Source organism: Olsenella profusa (genome assembly GCF_016900315.1).
Taxonomy (GTDB): domain Bacteria; phylum Actinomycetota; class Coriobacteriia; order Coriobacteriales; family Atopobiaceae; genus Thermophilibacter; species Thermophilibacter profusus_A.
The window spans coordinates 1-23914 of the sequence record NZ_JACSNQ010000006.1 but is presented as its reverse complement, the minus strand read 5'-3'; the positions used below and the strand labels follow the sequence as shown (position 1 = coordinate 23914).

Below are 23914 nucleotides of genomic sequence, written 5' to 3'. Positions count from 1 at the left end.
TTTCGGACGGTTTGGGATCCAGTTCCGACCGGAAGCGGTGCGTCGCCCCCGGTGGTGGCCTTGACGCCACCCCACGCGCACCGTCACCGGACGATTCTGGCGATAAGAACGTCCAGAAACGGTGTGCCGCCTCGGGTACCGCCTCCGGTGCACCGTCTTCGGACGGTTTGGGGTTCAATTCCGACCGGAAACGGTGCGCCGGCCCTGACGTCACCCCGGGCGCACCGTCCCCGGACGGTTCTGGCGAGAAGAACGTCCAGAAACAGTGCGCCGGCCCCGTCGCCGACCCTGGTGCCGCCTCCGGCGCCCGCCCGGCGGCGCGGCTCGCCCTCTTCTGCCTGGCCGCCGTCCTGGTGGTCCTTCTCGACCAGCTGACCAAGGCCGCGGCGCGCGCCGCGCTCGTCCCGGGCGAGCCCGTGACGCTCGTCCCGGGCGTCATGGACCTCACCCTCGTCTACAACACGGGCGCTGCCTTCTCGCTCGGTGAGGGCGCGGGCCCCGTCTTCGTGGCCATCGCTGCGGTCATCGCGGCCGGCGGCGCGTGGCTTGCGCTCAGACGTACCGACGCCCCGCTCTCGCTGGTGCTCACGGTGGCGGCCGTGGCGGGCGGCGGCATCGGCAACGCCATCGACCGCGTGGCCGCCGGAGCCGTGACGGACTTCTTCGACACCACGCTCTTCGACTTCGCCGTCTTCAACGTCGCGGACATCTTCGTGACCTGTGGGGTGTTTCTCGCCGTGGCGCTTTGGTGGCGCTGGGACGCCCGCCTCGAGCGCGAGCGGGCGCAGGCCGACGACGGCGCGCCGGTAGCCCGGTAGCCCGGACGAGCGGGCGCAGGCCGGCGACGAGGCGTTCCGGTAGCCCGGTAGATTTCCTTTACGTGACCGTTTATTCCGCGGAAACCTCCCTGTAACCCCCGGCCGGGAAAATACCTACCGGTAAATGGCCCCGCAGGTGGCTCGGCCTGCCGTCTGGGGCAAAGGAAAACATGGGAGGAGCCCACATGATCCGTAGCAACCCCTCTGTCACCCGTCGCGGTCTTCTCGCCAGCGCCGCCGGCCTCGCCTCGCTCGCCGGCCTCGCCGCCTGCGGCAACAGCGGCTCCGACGACGCCTCCGCGCCCGCGGCGGCCGCCGGTGACGGCACGCCCGACGCCACCCAGGAGATGAACCTCGTCGAGCTGAATGACCTCCAGACGCTTGATGTCAACGACATCCGCAACGAGAACGAGTTCGAGGTTCTCTCCGAGCTCAACGAGGGCCTGTTCCGTACTTTCACGGACGAGAACGGCATCGATGACGTCGAATGCGCCGGCTGCGAGGACTACGAGGTCTCCGAAGATGGTCTCACCTATACCTTCCACCTGCGCGATAACGGATGGTCCGACGGCCAGCCCGTCGTGGCGCAGCACTACGTGGACTCGATTCTTCGGCTCTGCAACCCGGACAACGGCTTCTCCTATGCCTTCCTCGCCGAGGACATTGCCGGTGCCGCCGCGTACATGAACGGCGAGGGCGCCGCCGAGGACATCGCCGTTGCGGCTCTCGACGACAAGACCCTCGAGATTCGTCTCGCCAACCCCATTCCGTTCTTCCTGGCCAAGCTTTCCAATGTCTGCTTTGACCCAGTGCGCATGGACCTCATCAACGAGTACGCTGACACCATGTCCAATGACTGGGAGAAGCAGGTCTACAGCGGTCCGTTCAAGATCACCTCTCGCACCCTTGAGAACTCGATCGTCCTCGAGCCCAACGAGAACTACTGGGACAAGGACAACGTTAAGCTCAAGAAGCTGACCTACACCATCGTCACCGAGGACGCCACCCGCACGCAGCTGCTGACGTCCCGCGCACTCGACTCCGTCGACTGCACCTCCGAGTACGTGAACCAGTGGAAGGAGCTTGCCGACCAGGGCCAGCTCGTTTACAACCAGAAGACCGACGTGGGCTCTGACTACCTCGTCTTCAACCACCACACCGGCGGCCCCTCCGGCCTCATGAACAACGCCAAGTGCTGCCTGGCCATCTCCTGCTGCTTCAACCGCGAGGACTTCAACAACACGGCGCTCTCCGGTCTCAACCTGCCTGCCTACGGCCTCATCCCGTTTGGCATCCTCTCCGGCGACGTTGAGTACCGCTCCACCTACGACGAGCCGCTCAAGGCCCTTCTGGAGCAGTACGACACCCCCGAGAAGTGCCAGGAGCTCTTCCGCGAGGGTGTCAAGGAGGTCACCGGCTCCGACGACGTCTCCGGCGTGACCCTGACCATCCTCACCCAGCAGACCAACACCCAGGCCAAGAACACCACCGAGTGGCTCGCCCAGCAGATCGGCGCGGGCGTGGGCGTGACCGTCAACATCAACGCCCAGTCCGAGGCGGCCAACTTCGTGACCGAGCGTGACAGCAACAACTACGACTTCTACCTCATGGGCTGGAACGCCGACTTCTCCGACCCGATCTCCTACTTCGACCTCTTCGCCACCGGCTCGGGCTACGCCAAGTTCATGGGTGGCTACTCCAATGCAGAGTACGACGAGATGTACGAGTCCCTCAAGACCATGGCCGACTCCGAGGAGCGCACCGCCGTCTACCAGAAGATGGAGCAGAACATCATCGAGAACGCCGGCATCGCGCCCGTCTACTACACTGTCCGTCACAACTTCACGCAGCCCTACGTCATGGACCTCTCTCTCCCGCAGTTTGGCAACGGCCTCGAGGTCTCCCGTTCCTACATTTCTGGCAAGGAAGCCTAGCCCATGGCAAAGTACGCACTCAAGCGCCTCGTCACGATGATCGTCATGCTGTTCATCGTGGCGAGCGCCACCTTCTTCATGCTGGCGGCCGTTCCCGGTGACGCGCTCACCGAGCGCACGGCCCGCCTCCCGGAGGACGTCGCGGCGCGCGTCTACGCCCGCTACGGCCTCGACAAGCCGGTGATGGAGCGCTACGCCATCACCATGAAGGGCCTCGTGGTCGGCGACTTCGGCGAGTCGATCGTCTTCCCGGGCCAGACCGTCCAGAGCGTCATCGCCGAGAAGGGCCCGATCTCGCTGCGCCTCGGCGTGCAGCAGGTGGTCCTGGGCGTGGGCGTGGGGCTGGTCCTGGGCGTCCTTGCCACGATACGCAAGAACACCTGGGTCGACTACACCGTCATCGCGTTCTCGATACTCATGGTGAGCGTCCCGACGCTCGTCTTCGGCCTGCTGCTGCAACAGGTGTTTGCCGGCGAGCTGGGGCTCTTCCCGGTCATCGGATGGCCCACGGGGAGCGACCTCATGTTCGGCGGGTGGGAGTACACCATCCTGCCCACCCTGGCCGGCAGCTTCAGCTACATGGCCATGTACGCCCGCCTGCTCAAGGCCTCGATGTCCGACGTCCTCGGCCAGGACTACATCCTGGCCGCCGAGGCGCGCGGCCTCTCGGGCGGCCAGATCGTGCGGCGCCACATGATTCGCAACGCCGCCGTCCCCATCGTGACCAAGCTCCCGATGACGATTGCCATGTGCCTCACCGGCTCGTTCTACATCGAGACGATCTTCGCGATCCCCGGCCTGGGCCGCTACTACATCCAGGCCATCTCCGGCCGCGACGTCACGATGGTGATGGGCTTCACGGTGATCATCGCCGCCATGTACATGGTGGTCATCTTCCTGACCGACATCCTCTACCACGTCGTCGACCCGCGCATCCGCCTTGCCGGCGACCAGGCGCGCTAGGGAGGGGAGAGACATGACCGATACGCTCAAGCGGGCCGCCCGCGCCGTGATCGACCCCACCGGGCACGTCCCGCAGGACCTCTCCCTCGTCCCCGAGGACTTCGTCACGCGCGGCATCAGGGAGTCCGACCTTGAGGGCAACATGCGCCCGCTGGTCTCCTACTGGTCCGACGCCTGGCGGCGCTTCCGCCGCAACCCGCTCGCGATGGTAGCCCTGGCCGTGCTCGTGGTCTTTGCGCTGCTCGTAATCTTCGCCCCGCTGACCTCCGGCCACGACGCCTACGCCATGGACGCCACCGTCGTCAACCAGGAACCGTCCTCGGCCTTCTGGTTCGGGACCGACGCCCTCGGCCGCGACCTGTGGACCCGCGTGTGGGTGGGCGCCCGCGTCTCGCTTATCGTCGCCATCGCCTGCGCGTTCGTGCAAATCGTGGTGGGCTCGCTCTGCGGGGCCGCGATGGCCTACTTCGGCGGCACCGTCGACGAGGTGCTCATGCGCGTCATCGAGCTCATGAGCTCCGTGCCGAGCCTGCTCATCTCGCTGATCATCATGATGGTGGCCGGCAACAACATGGGGGCGCTGCTGCTCGCCATGTGCATCACGAGCTGGATGGACACCGCCCGTCAGGTCCGAGGCCTCGTCAAGGGCCTGCGCGAGAGCGACTACGTGGCCGCGGCGCGCTGCCTGGGCGCCTCGCCGCTCAAGATCATCGTGCGCCACCTGATCCCCAACACGCTCTCCATCCTGCTGCTCGACCTGTTCATGAGCATCCCGAGCTACATCTTCTCGGAGGCGTCCCTCTCCTTCCTGGGCATGGGCCTCAAGGCCCCCGAGATCTCCCTCGGCACGCTTATCTCCGACGGACAGTCGCTCCTTCAGATCTACCCGTTCCAGCTGTTCTATCCCGCGCTCGTCCTGTGCCTCATCGTGCTCGCGTTCAACCTCTTCGGTGACGGCCTGCGCGACGCGCTCGACCCGAGGATGAGGAAGTAAGCCCATGGACGAGAAGAACCAGACGCCGGGCGTCGCCGAGCAGGCCGCGCCCGCACCGGACGCCCTTCTCGACGTCCGCGACCTCAAGGTCTCCTACCACACCTACGCCGGAGTGGTCCAGTCCGTGCGCGGCGTGTCCTTCTCGCTGGCCCCCGGTGGCACGCTCGCCATCGTGGGCGAGTCGGGGTGCGGCAAGTCGGTCTCGGCGAAGGCGGTCATGGGCCTCGTCAAGGACCCGGGCGTCATCGACCCCCAGAGCCACATCGTCTTCAAGGGGCGCGACACCTCCACCTTCACCAAGGAGGACTGGCGCCGCTACAAGGGCGGCTCGGCCGCGATGATCTTCCAGGAGGCGCTCTCCGCGCTCGACCCCACCATGCGCGTGGGCAGGCAGATCACCGAGGCGATACTGGCCCACGAGAAGGTGAGCAAGGCCGAGGCCGAGAAGCGCGCCGTCGAGCTGCTCCACGAGGTGGGCATCCCCGAGCCCGAGCGGCGCTTCAGGCAGTTCCCGCACGAGCTCTCCGGCGGCATGCGCCAGCGCGTCATGATCTCCATCGCGTTTGCCTGCAAGCCCGAGCTGCTCATCTGCGACGAGCCCACCACGGCGCTCGACGTCACGATCCAGGACCAGATCCTCTCCGAGATCCGCGAGATGCAGCGTCGCTACGGCACGGCCGTCATCATGATCACGCATGACATGGGCGTCGTCGCCGACATCGCGCGCGACATGGTGGTCATGTACTCGGGCCTCATCGTGGAGCGCGGGTCAGTCGCCGACATCTTCGAGCACCCGCGCCACCCCTACGCCAAGGCGCTCCTCGCCGCGGTGCCCCGCGTGGACCAGTCCCGCTCCGACGAGCTCTTTGCGATCCAGGGCACGCCCCCGGACCTCATCAACCCTCCGGCCGGCTGCCCCTTCTGCACCCGCTGCCCGTATCGCATGGACGTCTGCGACCGCCTCATGCCGCCCGAGACCGACTTCGGCGGCGGGCACCGCGCGGCGTGCTGGCTGCACGACGAGCGCGCGCCGCACGTCGACGACACGATCCAGGCCCCGACGCAGGAAGGGGGCACCCATGAGTGATCCCACGGCCGACCCGATCCTCTCGGTGAGGCACCTGAGCAAGTTCTTCCCGATGGGTCACGGTTCCCAGCTCAAGGCCGTCGACGACGTCTCCTTTGACATCATGCCCGGCGAGTCCTTGGGCCTGGCCGGAGAGTCGGGCTGCGGGAAGTCCACCTGCGGCCGCTGCGTGCTCGGCCTCTACCAGCCCACCTCCGGCGAGGTGCTCTTCCGCGGGCGCGACATCACCAAGCTCTCGCACTCCGAGCTCGCGAGCTTCCGCCGCGAGGCGCAGATGGTCTTCCAGGACCCGTTTGCGAGCCTCGACCCGCGCATGACGGTCGCCGACATCGTGGGGGAGGGCATCGACGTGCACCACCTGGCCAAGAGCCACGAGGAGCGCACCAAGATGGTCTACTCCTACCTGCGCATGGTCGGCCTCAACGAGGAGCAGGCGAGCCGCTTCCCGCACGAGTTCTCCGGCGGCCAGCGCCAGCGCGTCGGCATCGCCCGCGCCATGGCGGTCGACCCGTCGTTTCTGGTGCTCGACGAGCCCATCTCCGCGCTCGACGTCTCCATCCAGGCGCAGGTCGTGAACCTGCTGGTGAAGCTCCGCCGCGAGCGCGACCTCGCGATGCTCTTCATCAGCCACGACCTCTCCATGCTGCGCTACATCTCCGACCGCATCGCGGTCATGTACCTCGGCGTGCTCGTGGAGATCGGCCCCTCCGAGGAGCTCTGCGAGCACCCCGCCCATCCCTACACGCGGGCCCTCCTGGCCTCGGTGCCCATCCCGGACCCCAAGGCCGAGGCGGCGCGCGTCGCGGGCGGCGTGAAGCTCACTGGCGAGGTCACGAGCCCCGTGGATCCGCCGGCGGGATGTCGCTTCTGCAGCCGCTGCCCGCTCGCTACCGAGCGCTGCCACACCGAGACCCCGCAGCTCCGCGAGGTGTCCCCGGGGCACCTCTGCGCCTGCCACCTCAATGGGTAGGCGCGTCGCCAGAGTGCTTGCCGCCGCGGCGAGGGCGCTTCTCGTAGGCGCCCTCGCCGCCGTGTGCGTGGGCGCGGCCGCGTTCCTCGTGGCGCTCCTCGTGACCGGGGACGCGCTCGCGGCGGGCGACGCGGCCCGCCGGGTGCTGCTCGCCCTCGGGGCTGTCGGCCTCTTCGTGGGCGCCATCGGCATGGTCGTGCGCTCCGAGCCCAGAGAGGGGAGCCCCCGCCCGCTCGGGCTCGACTGGCGCGTGGCCCTCATCGTGGCCGGGGCCGGCGTCGAGGTAGTGGCCTGCCTGCTCGACCTCGCGCTCTTCTCGCTGTAGGGCGGCCGCGGGGCCGGCGTGCCGCCCTGCCTCGCCGTGCGTCCCTCTGGCGCGCCGCCCCTCGCTGAGCCCGCGCGCCAGGACGCGGCGGCGCATGATACGATAGCCTGCCGGCGGGCCCGCCCGGACGCGGCCTGCCGGCGCCCGCCGTCCGCCGGCGCCTGCCGCCCGCACCCCGCCCGTCCGAGAGGAGCCCCATGTCCCAGCGCGTCGTCAACCTGCTCGTGGGACCGGAGTCCGACGGTATGCGGCTCGACGCGTTTCTCGCCGCGGGGGAGGGCATGCCGAGCCGCTCGGCCTGCGCACGCCTCGTGGAGGCCGGATCGGTCACCATCAACGAGACGCCGGCCACCTCAAAGTCCGAGAGGGTCCTCCTGGGCGACCGCGTCCGCGCGCTCGTCGAGGACCCGGAGCCAGCAGCCGGACCGCTTGCCCCCAACCCCTACATCCCGCTCGACATCCGCTTCGAGGACGAGCACCTGATCGTGCTCTCCAAGCAGGCCGGGCTCGTCTGCCACCCGAGCCCGGGGCACGTGGACGACACGCTCGCCAACGCGCTCGTGGCCCACTGCGGCTACGAGCACCTCGGCATGCTCCAGGGCGAGGAGCGCCCCGGCATCGTGCACCGCCTCGACATGGACACCTCCGGCCTCATGGTGGCCGCCAAGGACGACGCCACGCAGAAGGCGCTCCAGGACCTCATCCGCCTGCGCGTGCTCGACCGCCGCTACGTGACGCTCGTGCACGGCTACGTGGCCCACGACGAGGGCACCGTCGAGACAGGCATCGCTCGCTCCACGCGCGACCGCATCCGCATGGCGGTCTCCGACGCGCCCGGGGCGCGCGAGGCCATCACAACCTTCCGCGTGCTCGAGCGCTTCGAGGCCGGCCGGCGCGACGACGGCTACACGCTCATGGAGTGTCACCTCTACACCGGGCGCACCCACCAGATCCGCGTGCACATGCGCCACATCGGCCACCCGCTCGTGGGCGACCCGCTCTACGGGCGCGGGGACGAGCGGCTGAATCGAGGTCTTTCTCGCCAGTTCCTGCACTCCTGGCACATCCGCTTCGACCACCCGGTCACGGGACGGACCGTAGAGCTCGCTGACCGGCTGCCGCAGGACCTGCTCGATGTACTAGAATCACTGAAGGAAAGCTCGATGGGGCGCACCGCGGCGGGGGAGAGGATCTGCCCGGAGCTGGGCGTCACCTGGTAACCGACGAGTCCTGGGGGTCCCGACATGCCGCTCATGGAGTTCAACAGGCTCGGCCTCACGCCGATCGTCATCTTCAACATGATCATTTGGCTGTTCTTCACCCTGGCCTACTTCTACCAGATTGTCTACATCCTGCGCGTCATCGCGCGCGGCACGGTGCGGCTGCCCAAGGCCAAGAAGCAGCACCGCTACGCGTTCTTCATCTCCGCGCACAACGAGGAGGTCGTCATCGGCAACCTCGTGCGCTCGATCCTGGCGCAGGACTACCCGCGCGAGCTCATGGACGTCTTCGTGGTGTGCGACGCCTGCACGGATAACACCCACGAGGAGGCCGAGCGCGCCGGCGCCATCGTCTGGGACAGAAACGACCTCGCACGCCGCGGCAAGAGCTGGGCGCTCGACTACGGCTTCGACCGCATCCTGAACGAGTACGGCGACAAGTACGAGGCCTTCGTGGTGCTCGACGCCGACAACCTCGTCTCCCGCGACTTCATCTCGGTGATGAACCAGGCCTTCGACGCGGGATACCTCGTCTGCACGGGCTACCGCAACTCCAAGAACTTCGACTCCAGCTGGGTGAGCTCGGCCTACGCCCTGTGGTTCATGCGCGAGGCCAAGTTCCTCAACAACGCCCGCATGATGGTCGGCACGAGCTGCGCGATCTCGGGCTCGGGCTGGATGGTCTCCGAGCGCATCGTGCGCGGCATGCACGGCTGGGACTTCCACACCCTGACCGAGGACATCCAGTTCTCCACCTTCTGCTGCGCCAACAACGTGCAGATCGGCTACGCGCCGGCGGAGTTCTTCGACGAGCAGCCCGTGACCTTCAAGGCCTCCTGGACGCAGCGCATGCGCTGGACCAAGGGCTTCTACCAGGTGTTCTTCAGCTACGGGCGCGACCTTGTGAAGGGCATCTCCAAGGGGCAGTTCGCAAGCTACGACATGCTCATGACGGTGGCGCCGGGCATGATCTTGACGCTGCTGTCGTTCTTCGTGAACGCCACCTACCTGATCGTGGGCTCGCTCTCCCACGGCTTCATCGCCACCCAGGGCGAGCTCAACATGTGCGTGGGGTCGCTGATCATGACCTTCGCGTCCATGTACGTGGTCTTCTTCATCCTCGCCATCATTACCACGGTCTCCGAGCGCAAGCGGATCCACGCCAAGAAGAAGTGGCGCATCGTGACCAACCTCTTCACGTTCCCGCTCTTCATGATGACCTACATCCCCATCACGGTGGCCGCCCTGTTCAAGAAGGTCGAGTGGGTGCCCACCAAGCACGACATCGCCGTCAACGTTGACCAGATCGTCGGGGGCGACGTCTAGCGGGGCGGCCGTAGTCGGCAGCGGTGTCTGAATCGCCGGCTGAATCGCCGGGTGTGTGCGTTCTGAGCGCCTGATTTGCGGGGCCTGTGCGCGTAGCGGTGCACAGGCCCTCGTTTTTTGGCGGCGCCCGCGCGCATTGCGGGTAATTTTGGCACCGCAGACGCACATCCCCGCTGATTTCGGCGCCAGGCGAGAAGGGCCTGCTGCTCGTGGGGTTAGTCGGCGCAGCCTGGCACTCGGCCCTCTCGCTCGCTTTTGCGCCATGCGGCCGGCGTGCGGCCGAAGCGCTCCCGGAAGAGGCGGTGGAAGCGGCTCGTTCCCGCATACCCTACGCTCCGGGCGATCTCGGCCACGGGCAGGTCCGTGCTCCGCAGCAGCTCTGCTGCCCGCCTCATGCGCGCCTCGGCCACGAGCTCGGAGAAGGACTCGCCGCAGCGCTCGTGCACCAGCGTGGAGAGATAGCTCGCGTTGAGCGAGAGAAGCTCGGCGAGCCCCGCAAGCGTCACCTCCTCGGGGTGCGCTGCTACGGCCGCGCGCACGAGCTCGACGGCCTGCTCCGGGGACTGCGGCCTCGTCGCGGGCGTACGCGGGACCATCTGGCTCAGATAGGCCACCACGAGCGCGTCGAGCGTGGTTTGCCAGTCCTCGGCCGCCTTGGTGTAAGTGACTACCATGAGCTTCAGGATGTCTGTGCAGACCTCGACGTCACGCCGGTCGGAGACCTTCCAGGTGCCGGTGTCGGCCCCATAGCGTAAGAGGTGGTTTCTCAGCGTGGCGGCGTGCGGCGCGGCAAGGCCGAGCAAGAGGCGGTCGAGGTGGGGCTCGCGCACGAGTATGGTGACGATGACGTCTGCCGGCCTGGTCTGCAGCAGCGCCCCGTCCGGGAAGCGCCCGTCACGCACGAGGGCGGGGACCGGGACGGCGCTCACGAGCTCGGTGCCGCGGAAGGTGGAGGTGAGCGCGAAGTAGCCGTCTGCCGCCGGCGCGAGCGAGCGGCCGCCCACGCGCTCGGCTGCGAGGTAGAGGTCCTTCTCGCTGGAGCATGTGCTGCTTTGCGCTATGAGCTCATCAAGTGAGCGGAGAAAGCGGTCGTCGTTCATGGGTCTCCCTCATCGAGTGTCTGATTTTTAGGATACCGCGTCGTTTCGTTGGGCATGGCCCGGCACGCTTGGCACCCGATTGTGCCGGCGGCCTACGATTCCTCTATGTTTCGAGGAGGGGAGTCACATGGCGAGAAGAGCGGTGGGGGAGCGCAGCTCGTTTCCGGTCTTTGAGCCGAGCGTGCGCAACCTGGGGCTTGCGCTTGCGCGACTGGCGGGGACGTTGCTCTCGGTTGCGTCCGCGCTTGTGCTCGGCGCCCTTGTGGACGGAGCGGCGGTAGGCGCGCTTTCGGGCAGTGCGGCCGTGGGGGGCCTGCTTGCGTACCTGGGCGTCTCGCTTGCGGCGGCAGTTGCTAACTTCTACCTGGTGAATTGGCTGCCGACGCGCCTGGATCTGCGCCGGGAAACGCGCGCCTCCGAGCACGCGATAGACCTCGTGCTTGCCATGTCGCAGCGTGCCTTTGTGCGGCACGACGCCGGCTACTATCTCAACCTCGTGACCATGGTGGCAGGCGTCTCCGGCTCGGCCTACACCTACCTCAGCGTGTCCGTGGTAGGCGCGGCGCTTGCCGTCGGCGCGCTGGTCGCGGTGCTGACGCTGGAGAGCCCCGCCCTTGCGAGCGTGTTCGTGGCGTGCGTGGCAGCCGTGGCTGTGGCGGACTGGCTGCCGGCGCTGCGAGCGCGCCTTCTGCAGGCACGCTGGCTCCCGCGGCGCGAGGCCTGGCTTGACGAGGCGCGCCGCGTCGTGGGGGAGCGTCGCAGCATTTGCGCAGCCGATGCCGGGGCGTTCTTCGGTGAGCGCTTTGCCGAGCGCACGGCAGAGCACCGTCGTGCCCGGTGGGGCTACCTCTTTGCAGACACCCTGACGAGCTCGCTTCCGGGAGCTCTCGGGCCGGTGATGCAGGTTGCTGCGCTTGTGGTTGCGGCGGGGCTCGTGGCAGAGGGGTCGCTCGGGGTCGGTGGGGCGGTGGCGGCCCTTCAGATCTTCTCGCTGGCGTGCGCGCCGCTTGCCGACTGCGTGAGCTTCGTCGGGTTTTTGCTCTCCAACCTCGAGAGCCTTCGCCTGCTGCGCACGCTCGAGCGCGACGCCGCCGAGCCCTCCGGTTTCGAGCGGCTGCGGCGTGCGCCGGGCGGTTGCCGGAGCCAACGTGGTGCCTGATTGGGCGGGAGTGTGCGCCGTGCCGGAATCCGGGGGAGTGTGCGTTTGGTGCGCCAAAATCGCCGGAGGTGTGCGCGGGCTTACGCACGGAGGCGCCGATTCTGGCGCCGGAAACGCACACTCCTGGCGATTTCGGCGCAGCGTCCAAAGGCGGCGATTTCGGCACCAGGCGAGAAGGGCCCTCCGAAGCGGCGGCGCGGGGCAATGCGCCGGAATTTCGGTCGGATGGGCATGGCGCTTCGGACGGATGGTGCTCGTGAGCTGCGGCGCGTTGGCGTACCCCTACGATGGGGCCGTCGAGCCCGCTCCTCCCACGAGGGCGCGGCTTCCCCGTCGAAAGGAGTGGCCCATGAGACACCGCACGCAGTTTCCCGTCTTCGAGCTGAGGGGCGCCTATCTGGCGCTCGCGCTCGGCGCCAGTCTGGGCACGCTGCTCTCCGCCGCCTCCGCGCTCGTCGCCGGCTCGCTTGTGAGCGACGTTGCCTCCGGAGAGCTTGATGCGGCCGCGGCGGCGCCCGTGCTTCTCGCCTACCTGGCGCTCTCGCTCTCCGCGCAGCTCGCCACCTTTGCGCTCGCCGGCTGGCTGCCCGAGCGCGCCAACCTGCGCCGGGAGGTGGACTCCTCCGCGCGCGCCATCGAGCTCGTACTCGCCATGCCGCAGCGTGCCTTTGCCCGCCACGACGCCGGTCACTACCTCAACCTCGTGAACCTAGCCTCCTTCGCGCACGGTGCCATCGTCGTGGCCATGAGTGCGTACGTGCCAGGCGCGGTGCTCTCGCTCGCGGTGCTGCTTGCGATGGCCGCGCTCGAGGACCCGGCGCTCGCTGTGGTGCTCGCGGCCTGCGCGCCGGCCTACGTGATCATCGTGTGGGCGCCGTCGCACGTGGCCAACCGGCTCCAGACGCAGATGATGCCGCCGCGCGAGGCCTGGCTCGACGAGGGCCGTCGCGTGGTGGAGGAGCGCCGCGCCGCCGTGGCGGCCGGGGCCGAGGGCTTCTACGAGCACCGCTATCAGGAGCGCACCGAGAAGTACCGGCGCTTCCGCCGCGGCTACCTGCTGGCGGACACGCTCTCCAACGAGCTTCCGTACGCCTCCGGACTGCTCGTGCAGGCGCTCGCCGTCGTGGTCTGCGCGCTCGTGGCTGGCGGTGCGGGCGCCGGCACGCTCGTGGTGGCCTGGCAGCTCGCGGGGCTGCTCGCCCTGCCGATGAGCTACCTCTGCCAGGCCCAGAGCATCTACGCCGCCAATCGCGTGAACATTGACCTGCTGCGCGCGCTCGAGCGCGAGGCCGCCGAGCCCTCCGGCTTCGAGCGCCTGAGAAGGACCTCCCACGGCGCGTCTTCCGGGAAGCGCGACCGCGCGGCAAGCGCCGCCGCGCCTACGACCCTGTCACCCGTAACCGAAGGAGCCTGCCATGCCTAGCGTCACCGCCGATGCCGCCGCAACCGCGCCCGCCGCAACCCGTCGCGCGTCCGCCGCCTACCCCGTCCTCGACCTCACGCCCAAAAACCTCGCCCGCGCTCTCGGCGTGGCGCTTGCCACCGTTGCCTCTGCTGCCGCGAGCCTCGCCGTCGGCTCCATCATCGACGCGCTCGCCGCCGGCGAGGACGTCACGCTCCGCCTTGCCGCCTCACTCGCCGTCGCCATGCTGGCTGCGGCTGCCACGGTCCTTCTCGGCGCGTGGGTGCCGCGCTGGGCCGGCGTCTCGCGCGCCATGGGCGCGGCCGTGAGCGCGGTCCGCCAGCTGCTTTCGGCCCCGAGCCGCGCCGTTGCCCGGCACGACAAGGGCTACTACGTCAATGCCCTCACCGGCTCCACGGAGACCTACGGCGCCATGTACGCCGACCTCAACGTCTCCGTGCTCGGATCCGGCCTGGCACTTGCGGCGCTCGTGGCCGTAGCCGCGGCCCAGGACGTCCTTCTCGCCGCGATGCTTTTGGTCTACGTGCCCGTCTTCGCCTTGGCGTTGCGCCTGCCGGCCCGCCGCCTCGCGCGCCTGCAGGGCGAGGGCATCCCCGCGCAGGATGCCTGGCTCGGCGAGTCCAAGCGCATCGTGGAGGAGAAGCGCTCGATCAACGCGAGTGCCTCCGAGGGCTTCTTCTCCGCGCGCTACCGCGAGCGCTCGGCGGGGTACCTCGCCTTTATCACGCGCTACCGGTTCAACGCGGCCCTGATAGACGAGCTGCCGACGGTGCTCTCCTGCGTGCTCGCGGCGGCGATGATGGCCGCGGAGGTGTGGCGCGCCTCGGCGGGGCTTGCCGGTGCGGGGCAGGTCTTCGTGGCCTACCAGATCGCGCAGCTTGCGCAGGGCCCGCTCTCCACGCTGCTCTCCAAGCTTGCCAACGTGCGTGGCAATCGCGTGCACGCCGAGCGGCTGGCCGAGCTGGCCGCGGCGTCCGAGGAGCCGTCGGGGTTCGAGGGGCTTCGCGGGGCGGGCGGAGACGGCGGCGAGAAGGACGATGGCGCGGACGTCGTCGTCCGCATCGACGGCACGCTCTGGGCCACGCCCGAGCGCGGGGAGGGGGGACGTCGCCTATGGGAGACCCACGACCTCACGATCCGTCGCGGCGAGCTCGTGGTGCTGCTCGGCGCCAACGGGTCAGGCAAGTCGATGCTGCTCGACTTCCTGCGCGGCCTCTCCGACCCGGACGACCTTGACGGCACGGCCGAGTTGGCCCCTGAGCTCGCGCATGCCGCCTACCTCACCTACCCGGTGCCCGTGGTGACGGGCGACCTTGCATACAACCTGCTCGGCGGCACGGCCGACCCCGAGGTGGCGCGTGTGCTTGACGTGAGCGGCTTTGCGGGCAAGCAAATCGATGGCTCAACGGTTAACCTCTCGCTCGGCGAGCGCCAGAAGCTGGGGCTGCTGCGCGCGCTTTCGCGCCCGGAGCCGGTGGTGCTGCTGGACGAGCCGCTTACCAACCTCGATGCTGCCACGAGCGCGCGGCTCTGCGACTATCTGGCTGGGCTTCGCGGTCGCAGGACCGTTGTGGCCATCATGCACTCCGACGACCTCGACGCCGCGGCAGACCAGATCCTGCGCATCGAGGACGGCGTGCTGCGCCGCGTGCGCTAGCACCCGGCGGTGCGTGTGCCACAAATCCGTGCGTCTTAGGACGGCCGGCAAGAGGGACGGCGTTGTCCCGGCGAGAAGAGCCCGCCGCCCGCTACCGCCCCTTGGCGCGCAGCTCGGCCGGCGAGCAGCCGAACTGCTCCCGAAACGCCCGGTGGAAGTTGCTCGTGCCGGAGTAGCCCACGCGTCGGGCGACCTCGGCCACGGGCAGGTTGGTCGCGCGCAGCAGCATCGCCGCGCGCTCCATGCGCCTCTCGCGCACGAGCTCGCCGAAGGTCTTGCCGCAGCGCTCGTGGATGAGCTCGGAGAGGTAGCTCTGGCTGTAGGAGTAGCGCGCCGCGAGCTCGCCGAGCGTGACGCTCTCCGGCCGCGCGGCCACCTCGGACAGGATCAGCGCGAGCGCGTCGTCGGCAGACCCTGGCTCGGCCTCGGGGACCAAAGGCGAGGTCGCCGCCACGAGGGCGAGCGCCAGCGCCTCCACCACCTGCTCCCAGCCGGGCCGCCGCTCCGCGTAGGCTACGGCGGCGTTCGCGTAGAGGTCGCACATGAGGTCGCGATCCGGCTCGGGCGCCTCGACGTAGATTGGGGCGTGGCGCCTGGTTGCGGTGGTCGTGAGCACGCGGAAGACGTCGGTGCCGGGCGCGGCGAGCTGCGTGAGCCCCTGGACGAGGAGCTTGCTCGGGACAAAGACGGTGAGCATGACCTTGCGCTCTGCGTCATCGCCGGCGGCGTCTCCCGCAAGTTCCGCAAGCGTGATGCTTGCAGAGACGATGTCGAGCTCGTCGGTGCCGCTGACGTCGCCGCCGCGCTCATCCACGAACCATGCGAGCATGGCCACGCCGTGCCCGCGCGGCGCCCCGCGCCGCTCGGTCTCGTCCATGATCTGGCGCACCGCCGTCATCACGCGCTTGCCGTCCACGTACATCACCGTCCTTCTCGCCCCATTGTAGCGGCGCGCCCGGGGCGTGCCCGCCGCCTCGCGCAAAGTTATGCTTTGGGCTGCGAAAACGTGACGTCGAGCGAGCCGCTCGCCCGCGGGCCCCGCCTGCCGGCGCATATGACGTGCTTCTCGGCAAGCGGCGCCTGAAAACCCGTAAGCGGATGCTACAATGGCTCAAATTTGGCCGTGCCAGGACCGCCGCGGGCGGGGAGAGGAGCCACTGAATGGCAACGTTCTTCGAGGGGGAGTCCCACACCTTTTCTGAGTATCTACTCGTACCTGGATACTCCTCGGCGGAGAACATCCCCGCCAACGTGTCGCTCAAGACCCCGCTCGTGAAGTTCCGCCGTGGCGAGGAGCCCTCGCTCAGCCTCAACATCCCCATGGTCTCGGCCATCATGCAGTCCGTCTCCGGCGTCGACATGGGCGTGGCCCTTGCCATCGAGGGCGGCCTGGCCTTCATCTACGGCAACCAGACGCCGGCCCAGGAGGCGGCCATGGTCAAGGCCGTCAAGGACCACAAGGCGGGCTTCGTGGAGTCCGACTCCACCCTCACGCCGGACATGACGATGGAGGAGGTCATGGAGCTCAAGGCCCGCACCGGCCACTCGACCATGCCCGTGACTGAGGACGGCTCCCCCCACGGCAGGCTGCTGGGCATCGTGACCTCCCGTGACTACCGCCCCACCCGTGACGACCACCAGAAGAAGGTCCGCGACTTCATGACCCCGCGCGAGCGGCTCATCGTGGGCGACAAGGACATCACCCTCAAGCGCGCCAACGACGTCATCTGGGACAACAAGCTCAACGCCCTGCCCGTCGTGGACGAGAACGACCACCTGGTGGGCATCGTCTTCCGCAAGGACTACGACCAGCACAAGTCCAACCCCGACGAGCTGCTTGACGCCAACAAGCGCTACATGGTGGGCGCGGGCATCAACACGCGCGACTACGCCGAGCGCGTGCCGCTGCTGGTGGAGGCCGGCGCCGACGTGCTCTGCATCGACTCCTCCGAGGGCTTCTCCGAGTGGCAGAAGCGCACCCTGGACTGGATTCGCGCCAACTACGGCGACTCGGTCAAGGTGGGCGCCGGCAACGTGGTGGACGCCGACGGCTTCCGCTTCCTCGCCGACTGCGGCGCTGACTTCGTCAAGGTGGGCATCGGCGGCGGCTCGATCTGCATCACGCGCGAGACCAAGGGCATCGGCCGCGGCCAGGCCTCCGCGGTCATCGACGTGTGCCGTGCGCGCGACGAGTACTTCGAGGAGACGGGCGTCTACGTGCCGGTGTGCTCCGACGGCGGCATCGTCTACGACTACCACATGACGCTCGCGCTGGCCATGGGCGCCGACTTCATGATGCTCGGCCGCTACTTCGCCCGCTTCGACGAGAGCCCCACCGAGCGCGTCAACGTGAACGGCCAGTACATGAAGGAGTACTGGGGCGAGGGCTCCGCGCGCGCCCGCAACTGGCAGCGCTACGACCAGGGCGGCGCCCAGAAGCTCGGCTTCGTCGAGGGCGTCGACTCCTACGTGCCCTACGCGGGCTCGCTCAAGGAGGGCGTGCGCCAGACCGTCTACAAGATCAAGTCCACGATGTGCAACTGCGGCGCGCTCACGATCAAGGAGCTGCAGCAGAAGGCCCGCCTCACGCTCGTCTCTTCCACCTCGATCGTCGAGGGCGGCGCGCACGACGTCGTGGTGAAGGACTCCCAGCACTCGGTGAGCTACCGCTAGGGGAGGTGGCCGCCACGCGCGGCCCCGCCAACCCGTCCGGCGAGAAGAACCTGTTTCCGCGACCCCGACGCCCCGTGGTGCCGGGGTCGCGGCGTTTGCGGTGCGGGCTGCCGCTTGCGGTGCGGTCCGCGCGCGTCCTGCGGGTACGTTGGGTGGGTGGGCACGTCAGGTGCACCCCTCGGGTGACGCTTCGGCAGACGTGTGCCCCCCTCAGGTGTACTCAGGTGACGCTTCGGCAGACGTGTGCCCCCTCAGGTGCACGCTGTTCGTAGGTGTACCCCTCAGGTGCACTCTCCACTCCCGAAAAACAGGCTCAGGTGCACCGAGAAACGCCCTTTTCGCATCAAGTGCACCCGTCTGGGAGTGCACCTGAGGAGTGCACCTGACACGGAGACGCTCGGGAGTGCACCTGGCGCAGCGGGCGGCGCAGCTCCTGACGAAGCGCCCCGTACCCGGGGCAGCCTGGCGCCGCCGCAGGTTCTTCTCGCCGGACGGCCCTGTTTTGCGCCCTTGGGCGCGGCGTGTGCTTACGAAATGCGGCCTGATGCGGCCTGCGGTGCGGTCCCTGCTTACGAAATCCGAGTTGTTGCGGCCGACGCACCAAAAGCTGCTTTGAAACTGCCGACCGTTGCGCCTGGTTCTTCTCGCCAGGCGGGATGGCCGCGAGTTTCAAAGCGCTTCCGGCTGCAGGCGGCGAAACGACCTCGATTTCTAAAGCGCGCTCAGTTCGGGCGACGCAACAGTCCCCATTTTGAAAGCGCCTGCGAAGCCAAACGGTGCATCGTCCGCGGTTTTCTAAGCGTCGAGAGGGACGGTCGTCGAGAGGGGCGGTCGCCGAGAAGGGTGGCTGCCAGGAAGGACCCGCGCCCGGAAGGCCCGCACCGAGAAGAGCCCGCGTCGTAGAACCCCGCCCCGGCGCGCACGGCGCGTCCGGGGACGCCAGGCCGCGCCTCGGTCCGCCCGGCGGCCGCGCGTCCTGCTACAATAGCTCGGTTCACAATCGCACGACGAAGGAGCAGCGCAGATGTGCGACGACGCAAAGAAGACTGATGCCTTCGAGGTCCCGGCCTACGACGCCGAGGCCATCGAGACCAAGTGGCAGGCCCGCTGGGAGGCCGAGGAGCTCTACAAGACCGACGAGGACCCGAGCAAGCCCAAGAAGTACGTGCTCGAGATGTTCCCGTACCCCTCGGGCGACCTGCACATGGGCCACGCGCGCAACTACACCATCGGTGACGCGATGGCCCGCCAGGCCCGCATGCGCGGCTTCGACGTGCTGCACCCCATCGGCTTCGACGCCTTCGGCCTGCCCGCGGAGAACGCCGCCATCAAGCACAACACGCAGGCGAGCGTCTGGACGCACAAGAACATCGAGCAGGCCGTCAAGACCATGCACCGCATGGGCTTCTCCTACGACTACGACCGCATGTTCAACACCTGCGACCCCGAGTACTACAAGTGGGGCCAGTGGATCTTCCTCAAGATGTGGGAGAAGGGCCTCGTCTACCGCGACACCTCGCCGGTCAACTGGTGCCCCGGCTGCCAGACCGTCCTCGCCAACGAGCAGGTCGTGGACGGCAAGTGCTGGCGCTGCGGCTCGATCCCCGAGAAGCGCCCGCTCTCCCAGTGGTACTTCAAGATCACCGACTACGCCCAGGAGCTCCTCGACGACCTCAAGCTGCTCGAGGGCAAGTGGCCCGAGCGCGTCCGTGCGATGCAGTCCAACTGGATCGGCCGCTCCGAGGGCGCCGAGATCGACTTCACGCTCGCCGACGTCGACGGCGTGACCCCCACCGACACCAAGATCACCGTCTTCACCACGCGCCCGGACACGCTCTTCGGCGTGAGCTTCTTCCTGCTGCCGCCCGAGAGCCCGCTTGCCGCCGAGCTCGTGGCCGGCACCGAGTACGAGCCCGCCTTCCTGGAGCTCAAGGCCGCCGCGGAGAAGGTCTCCTCGGTGGACCGCCAGGGCTCGGAGCGCGAGAAGCACGGCGTCTTCACCGGCCGCTACGTGATCAACCCGGTGAACGGCCGTCCCGCGCCCATCTGGGTCGCCGACTACGTCCTCATGGACTACGGCACCGGCGCCGTCATGGGCGTGCCCTGCGGCGACCAGCGCGACTTCGACTTCGCCAAGAAGTACGGCCTTGAGATCGCCCCAATCATCTGCGAGAAGGACGACCCGCTCTACGAGGAGCTCAAGGACGAGCGCGAGCTCCGCGTGACGTCGGTGGACTGGGACCACGCGATGGTGGCCGAGGGCTACCTCGTGCAGTCCGGCCCCTTCACCGGCATGAAGGGCGGCAAGCACTCCGAGGCCGTCGACGCCATCATCAAGTGGCTCGGCGAGAAGGGCCTCGGCCGCAAGACCGTGCAGTTCCGCCTGCGCGACTGGCTGATCTCCCGCCAGCGCTACTGGGGCAACCCGATCCCGATGATCCACTGCGACTGCTGCGGCGACGTGCCGGTGCCCTACGAGGACCTGCCCGTCACGCTGCCGGACAACCTCGACCTCGGCGCCGGCGACACCCTCGCCGAGTACGCGCCGTTCTACGAGACCACCTGCCCCAAGTGCGGGCGTCCCGCCAAGCGCATCACCGACACCATGGATACCTTTACGTGCTCCAGCTGGTACTACCTGCGCTACTGCGACCCCCACAACACCGAGCTGCCCTTCTCCAAGGAGGCCGTGGACCGCTGGATGCCGGTGGACAACTACATCGGCGGCATCGAGCACGCCATCCTGCACCTGCTCTACAGCCGCTTCTTCACCAAGGTCCTGCGCGACCTCGGCATGATCGACTGCGACGAGCCCTTCGAGAACCTGCTCTGCCAGGGCATGGTCAAGGACGCCAACGGCGACACCATGTCTAAGTCCAAGGGCAACGTCGTGCCGCCGTCCTCGGTGATCGAGCCCTACGGCGCGGACACCATGCGCCTGGCCATCCTCTTCATCGCCCCGCCCGAGAAGGACTTCAACTGGGACGAGGAGGCCGTCGCCGGCGCCAACCGCTTCATCAAGCGCGCCTGGCGCGTGGTGTGGCTGCTCTCCCAGGGCGCGGCCGCGGGCGCGGTGGACGCCGGCACGCTCGACGCCGCGGGCAAGGAGCTCTGGCGCGTGACCAACGCGATGGGCCTCAAGTGCACCGTCGACTTCGACCGCTGCCAGTTCAACACCGCCATCTCCGCCGTGATGGAGATCACCAACGCCGCGTCCAAGTACGTGAACGACGTTCCCGTGGAGCAGCGCGACCCGACGCTGAGCTTTGCCGTGGCAAGCGCCATCGTGCGCACGCTCTCACCGATCTGCCCGCACTGGGCCGACGAGCTCTGGACCGCGGCGCTCCACCAGGAGGGCTCGGTCTACAACGCCGCGTGGCCGGAGTTCGACGAGTCCGCCGCCGCCTCCGACGAGGTGGAGATCGCCGTTCAGATCAAGGGCAAGGTGCGCGGCCACGTGACGATCGCCGCCGACGCCACCGACGACGAGGTCGCCGCCGCAGCGCAGGCCGCCGTGGCCGAGCAGCTCGCCGGCAAAGAGATTAAGAAGGTCATCGTCATCAAGGGCCGCCTGGTGAACATCGTGGCCATCTAGGCAGGCGCCCGCGCGGGGGCCCGACCCTGTGCGGGAGACCGGCCCCGCGCCCCGGCCCCGGGGCCGTCCCCGCCGCCCGCCGATGCCACTTGTGGTGCTCTCGTGGAGGGGCGCTTGACGCGGGGCGTGAAACACCATAAACTAGCTGCGTAACGCAGTTGTAATCGTAGGAAGTGGGGTGGATTTTCTCGCCCCGCTTCCTTTCTGTATGCAGGAGGAGGGTACATGCCGAAGCAGGGTCTCGAGCAGCAGATCATCGACGCCCTCGAGCCGCTCGCCGCGCCCCGCGGTATCGACGTCGTGGACGTTGAGGTGGTCGGCGCGAGCAAGGCGCCGTGCGTGCGCGTGCGGATCGACCACGCGGACGAGTCGGCGCCCACGATCACGCTCGACGAGGTCACGGCGGAGACCGAGTGGATCTCGGCCGCTCTCGACGAGCTCGACCCCATTCCGTCGAGCTTCACGCTCGAGGTCTCCAGCCCCGGCATGGCGCGCCCGCTGCGCAAGCCGCGCGACTTCTCCCGCTTCGCGGGCCAGACGGTCCAGGTGAGCCTTGTCGCCGGCGAGGGCCGTCGGCGCTTCACCGGCACGCTCCTCGGCATCGAGGGCGAGCCCGGCGCAGAGACCGTGGAGCTCGACTGCGACGGCGAGCACGTGGGGCTCGCCCTCGCCGACATCCGTACGTGCAAGATCAAGCCGGACTTCTCCGCCGCGGGCGGCAAGAGGTAGGCGAGAAGAACCAGGAAGGAAAGACCATGGCCTCTGAGATGATGGAAGCCCTCGAGCTCCTCTGCCAGGAGAAGCACATCGACCAGCTCTACCTGCTCGACCGCCTTGAGCAGAGCCTCGCCAAGAGCTACGCCGACGTCCTGCACCTGCCCTTCGGCGCGCGCGTCACGATCGACCGCGCCACCGGCAAGGTCTACGTCTACGAGCTCGTCCCCAAGGGCGAGGAGGACCCGGAGACCGGCGAGTACTCCGAGTTCGACGAGGTGGACGTCACCCCGCCGGACACGAGCCGCATCGCCGCCCAGCACGCCAAGGCCGAGATCAAGGCCATCGTGCGCAACGCCGCCCGCCAGCAGATCTACGAGGAGTTCTCGCAGCGCATCGGCGACATCATCACCGGCACCGTGCTGCAGACCACGCCCGACTTCACGATCATCAAGATCCGCGAGGGCGTGGAGGCCGAGCTGCCCCACTTCGACCAGCGCCGCCACCCCGAGGAGCGCAACGAGCGCCCCGCCGGAGAGCGCTACGGCCACAACCAGCGCATCAAGGCCATCATCATCGACGTGCGCGACCCCAACTCCACCCAGCCGGTGGTCCGCGGCGAGCGCCAGCGCCCGCCCATCGTGGTCTCCCGCACCCACCCGGACCTGCTGCGCCGTCTCTTCGAGCTGGAGGTGCCGGAGGTCTACGACGGCGTCGTCGAGGTCAGGAGCATCGCCCGCGAGCCCGGCATCCGCTCCAAGGTGGCCGTCTCCTCCAACGACGACCGCCTCGACCCGGTGGGCGCCTGCGTGGGCCCCAAGGGCAGCCGCGTGCGCACCGTCGTCTCCGAGCTGCGCGGCGAGCGCGTCGACGTGGTGCTCTGGAGCGACGACCCGGCCCGCTGCGTGGCCTCCGCGCTCTCCCCGGCCAAGGTGTCCCGCGTCATTATCGATCCCGAGACCAACTACGCCACGGTGATCGTGCCCGATGACCAGCTCTCCCTGGCCATCGGCAAGGAGGGCCAGAACGCCCGCCTCGCCGCCCGCCTCACCGGGCTGCACATCGACATCAAGAACGAGTCGCTCGCGGCCGGCGTCCTGCGCGACCTGCCGCACGCCGCCGAGGACGAGGACGACCTCGACGAGGGTGAGCACCGCTGCGAGTACGTGGGCGCCAATGGCATCCAGTGCCGCAACATGGCGCGCCCGGGCTCGCGCTTCTGCGGCGTCCACGAGCAGATGGCCTCCGCAGAGGTGAGCTCCGACCCCGACTCGCTCATCTAGCGGGTGAGCCCCGCGCCTCGAAAGGCAACACGCACTGTCCCGCGGGCGCCCGCCCGTTCTCTTGGAAGGTAGGTCACATGGCAAAGACGCGCGTTCACGACCTTGCTAAGGAGTACGGAATGTCGAGCAAGGAGATGCTCGAGCACCTCCGTGACATGAAGATCCCGGCCAAGTCCGCGTCCTCGACGCTCGAGGACGCCTACGTCTCCATGGTTCGCAAGAAGCTCAAGCCGATCCTCGAGGCCCGCGCCGCCGAGATCGAGGCCGCCAAGCGCGCCGAGGAGGAGGCCAAGGCCGAGGAGGCCCGCATCGCCGCCGAGAAGGCCGAGGCGGAGCGCATCGCCGCCGAGCAGCGCCGCGAGGCCGAGCGCGCCGAGGAGGAGCGCCGCCGCGCCGCCGCCGAGGAGGCCCGCAAGAAGGCGGAGGCCGAGAAGGCCGAGGCCGAGCGCAAGGCCAAGGAGGAGGCCGAGAAGAACCGCGTGCGCGACAACGCGCCGAAGAGCCTCCCGACGTTCACCTCGCTGCTGGACCAGATCGCCCAGCAGGAGGAGGTCCTGAAGAAGCAGGCGGAGGAGTCCGCCAAGAAGAAGGCTGCCGGGCAGGGCCGCTCGCAGCGCCGCGGCGGCTCCGACGCCCCGCGCGGCTCGCGCCACGCGGCGTCCGCCCCCGCCCC

General features: G+C 68.5%; 19 protein-coding genes. 17 read left to right on the top strand and 2 right to left on the bottom strand.

Annotation, left to right across the window (positions count from 1 at the left end; translation table 11 throughout):
* The first annotated feature begins 167 nt into the window (after window positions 1-167).
* The 9 genes from lspA (at window position 168) to H9X80_RS04295 (ending at window position 9637) form a co-directional block, all read left to right on the top strand.
* On the top strand, window positions 168-818 hold the full coding sequence (gene lspA, locus H9X80_RS04335; RefSeq protein ID WP_204793120.1) for a signal peptidase II: 651 nt from the start codon (window positions 168-170) through the stop codon (window positions 816-818).
* Between the two features lie 185 nt (window positions 819-1003).
* Window positions 1004-2752 (top strand): peptide ABC transporter substrate-binding protein, encoded by a 1749-nt coding sequence (locus tag H9X80_RS04330; protein WP_204793119.1) that lies wholly within the window; start codon window positions 1004-1006, stop codon window positions 2750-2752.
* Window positions 2753-2755: 3 nt separating this feature from the next.
* Window positions 2756-3715: an ABC transporter permease gene (locus H9X80_RS04325; RefSeq protein WP_204793118.1), complete on the top strand. Its 960-nt coding sequence runs from the start codon at window positions 2756-2758 to the stop codon at window positions 3713-3715.
* A 13-nt stretch (window positions 3716-3728) separates the two neighbouring features.
* The gene (locus H9X80_RS04320; RefSeq protein WP_204793117.1) at window positions 3729-4709 is read left to right on the top strand and encodes an ABC transporter permease; all 981 of its coding nucleotides are present in this window, start codon (window positions 3729-3731) and stop codon (window positions 4707-4709) included.
* Between the two features lie 4 nt (window positions 4710-4713).
* A complete protein-coding gene (locus tag H9X80_RS04315; RefSeq protein WP_204793116.1) occupies window positions 4714-5796 on the top strand; it encodes an ABC transporter ATP-binding protein in 1083 nt (360 codons plus the stop codon).
* Window positions 5789-6766, top strand: coding sequence for an ABC transporter ATP-binding protein (locus H9X80_RS04310; RefSeq protein WP_204793115.1), 978 nt, complete (start codon window positions 5789-5791; stop codon window positions 6764-6766). Before H9X80_RS04315 ends, H9X80_RS04310 begins: the two co-directional genes overlap by 8 nt.
* Window positions 6759-7091, top strand: a complete 333-nt coding sequence (locus H9X80_RS04305) for a hypothetical protein (protein ID WP_204793114.1) — start codon at window positions 6759-6761, stop codon at window positions 7089-7091. The genes H9X80_RS04310 and H9X80_RS04305 overlap by 8 nt, the downstream gene beginning before the upstream one ends.
* A 197-nt stretch (window positions 7092-7288) precedes the next feature.
* Window positions 7289-8311: an RluA family pseudouridine synthase gene (locus H9X80_RS04300; RefSeq protein WP_204793113.1), complete on the top strand. Its 1023-nt coding sequence runs from the start codon at window positions 7289-7291 to the stop codon at window positions 8309-8311.
* A gap of 33 nt (window positions 8312-8344) precedes the next feature.
* On the top strand, window positions 8345-9637 hold the full coding sequence (locus H9X80_RS04295; protein ID WP_428832968.1) for a glycosyltransferase family 2 protein: 1293 nt from the start codon (window positions 8345-8347) through the stop codon (window positions 9635-9637).
* Window positions 9638-9852: 215 nt separating this feature from the next.
* On the opposite strand, the gene H9X80_RS04290 is transcribed toward H9X80_RS04295, so the two are convergent.
* The gene (locus tag H9X80_RS04290; RefSeq protein ID WP_204793111.1) at window positions 9853-10737 is read right to left on the bottom strand and encodes a helix-turn-helix transcriptional regulator; all 885 of its coding nucleotides are present in this window, start codon (window positions 10735-10737) and stop codon (window positions 9853-9855) included.
* A 127-nt stretch (window positions 10738-10864) separates the two neighbouring features.
* Here H9X80_RS04290 and H9X80_RS04285 point away from each other — a divergent pair, with 127 nt between their 5' ends.
* The 3 genes from H9X80_RS04285 (at window position 10865) to H9X80_RS04275 (ending at window position 14976) form a co-directional block, all read left to right on the top strand.
* A complete protein-coding gene (locus H9X80_RS04285; protein ID WP_204793110.1) occupies window positions 10865-11896 on the top strand; it encodes an ABC transporter transmembrane domain-containing protein in 1032 nt (343 codons plus the stop codon).
* 349 nt (window positions 11897-12245) lie between these two features.
* Window positions 12246-13319, top strand: a complete 1074-nt coding sequence (locus H9X80_RS04280) for an ABC transporter transmembrane domain-containing protein (protein ID WP_204793109.1) — start codon at window positions 12246-12248, stop codon at window positions 13317-13319.
* Window positions 13312-14976 carry an ABC transporter ATP-binding protein gene (locus tag H9X80_RS04275; protein ID WP_204793108.1) on the top strand — a complete coding sequence of 555 codons (1665 nt, stop codon included), beginning with the start codon at window positions 13312-13314 and terminating at the stop codon, window positions 14974-14976. Before H9X80_RS04280 ends, H9X80_RS04275 begins: the two co-directional genes overlap by 8 nt.
* Window positions 14977-15067: 91 nt before the next feature.
* Here the strand turns inward: H9X80_RS04275 and H9X80_RS04270 are convergent, their stop codons facing one another.
* Entirely contained in the window at window positions 15068-15898 is an 831-nt protein-coding gene (locus H9X80_RS04270) for a helix-turn-helix transcriptional regulator (protein WP_239471615.1), read from the bottom strand.
* Between the two features lie 239 nt (window positions 15899-16137).
* On the opposite strand from H9X80_RS04270, the gene H9X80_RS04265 reads away from it, so the two are divergent.
* The 5 genes from H9X80_RS04265 to H9X80_RS04245 form a co-directional block, all read left to right on the top strand.
* On the top strand, window positions 16138-17649 hold the full coding sequence (locus H9X80_RS04265) for an IMP dehydrogenase (RefSeq protein WP_204793106.1): 1512 nt from the start codon (window positions 16138-16140) through the stop codon (window positions 17647-17649).
* A gap of 1024 nt (window positions 17650-18673) precedes the next feature.
* On the top strand, window positions 18674-21244 hold the full coding sequence (gene leuS, locus H9X80_RS04260) for a leucine--tRNA ligase (RefSeq protein WP_204793105.1): 2571 nt from the start codon (window positions 18674-18676) through the stop codon (window positions 21242-21244).
* 225 nt (window positions 21245-21469) lie between these two features.
* Window positions 21470-21973 carry a ribosome maturation factor RimP gene (gene rimP / locus H9X80_RS04255; protein WP_204793104.1) on the top strand — a complete coding sequence of 168 codons (504 nt, stop codon included), beginning with the start codon at window positions 21470-21472 and terminating at the stop codon, window positions 21971-21973.
* 26 nt (window positions 21974-21999) lie between these two features.
* Complete coding sequence (gene nusA / locus H9X80_RS04250) at window positions 22000-23241, top strand: transcription termination factor NusA (RefSeq protein ID WP_204793103.1); 1242 nt, start codon at window positions 22000-22002, stop codon at window positions 23239-23241.
* Window positions 23242-23318: 77 nt separating this feature from the next.
* Window positions 23319-23914, top strand: a 596-nt coding sequence (locus H9X80_RS04245) for a translation initiation factor IF-2 N-terminal domain-containing protein (RefSeq protein WP_204793102.1), incomplete at its 3' end; no start/stop codon positions are given.

Excerpts from the sequence above, each read along its gene's own strand:
- H9X80_RS04300 (WP_204793113.1), top strand. The coding sequence starts at position 7,289 with ATGTCCCAGCGCGTCGTCAACCTGCTCGTGGGACCGGAGTCCGACGGT.
- H9X80_RS04295 (WP_428832968.1), top strand. The coding sequence starts at position 8,345 with ATGGAGTTCAACAGGCTCGGCCTCACGCCGATCGTCATCTTCAACATG.
- H9X80_RS04275 (WP_204793108.1), top strand. The coding sequence starts at position 13,312 with ATGCCTAGCGTCACCGCCGATGCCGCCGCAACCGCGCCCGCCGCAACC.
- rimP (WP_204793104.1), top strand. The coding sequence starts at position 21,470 with ATGCCGAAGCAGGGTCTCGAGCAGCAGATCATCGACGCCCTCGAGCCG.
- H9X80_RS04305 (WP_204793114.1), top strand. The coding sequence starts at position 6,759 with ATGGGTAGGCGCGTCGCCAGAGTGCTTGCCGCCGCGGCGAGGGCGCTT.
- H9X80_RS04310 (WP_204793115.1), top strand. The coding sequence starts at position 5,789 with ATGAGTGATCCCACGGCCGACCCGATCCTCTCGGTGAGGCACCTGAGC.
- H9X80_RS04315 (WP_204793116.1), top strand. The coding sequence starts at position 4,714 with ATGGACGAGAAGAACCAGACGCCGGGCGTCGCCGAGCAGGCCGCGCCC.
- H9X80_RS04325 (WP_204793118.1), top strand. The coding sequence starts at position 2,756 with ATGGCAAAGTACGCACTCAAGCGCCTCGTCACGATGATCGTCATGCTG.
- H9X80_RS04265 (WP_204793106.1), top strand. The coding sequence starts at position 16,138 with ATGGCAACGTTCTTCGAGGGGGAGTCCCACACCTTTTCTGAGTATCTA.
- H9X80_RS04270 (WP_239471615.1), bottom strand. The coding sequence starts at position 15,898 with ATGTACGTGGACGGCAAGCGCGTGATGACGGCGGTGCGCCAGATCATG.
- H9X80_RS04285 (WP_204793110.1), top strand. The coding sequence starts at position 10,865 with ATGGCGAGAAGAGCGGTGGGGGAGCGCAGCTCGTTTCCGGTCTTTGAG.
- H9X80_RS04280 (WP_204793109.1), top strand. The coding sequence starts at position 12,246 with ATGAGACACCGCACGCAGTTTCCCGTCTTCGAGCTGAGGGGCGCCTAT.
- H9X80_RS04330 (WP_204793119.1), top strand. The coding sequence starts at position 1,004 with ATGATCCGTAGCAACCCCTCTGTCACCCGTCGCGGTCTTCTCGCCAGC.
- nusA (WP_204793103.1), top strand. The coding sequence starts at position 22,000 with ATGGCCTCTGAGATGATGGAAGCCCTCGAGCTCCTCTGCCAGGAGAAG.
- H9X80_RS04320 (WP_204793117.1), top strand. The coding sequence starts at position 3,729 with ATGACCGATACGCTCAAGCGGGCCGCCCGCGCCGTGATCGACCCCACC.
- leuS (WP_204793105.1), top strand. The coding sequence starts at position 18,674 with ATGTGCGACGACGCAAAGAAGACTGATGCCTTCGAGGTCCCGGCCTAC.
- H9X80_RS04290 (WP_204793111.1), bottom strand. The coding sequence starts at position 10,737 with ATGAACGACGACCGCTTTCTCCGCTCACTTGATGAGCTCATAGCGCAA.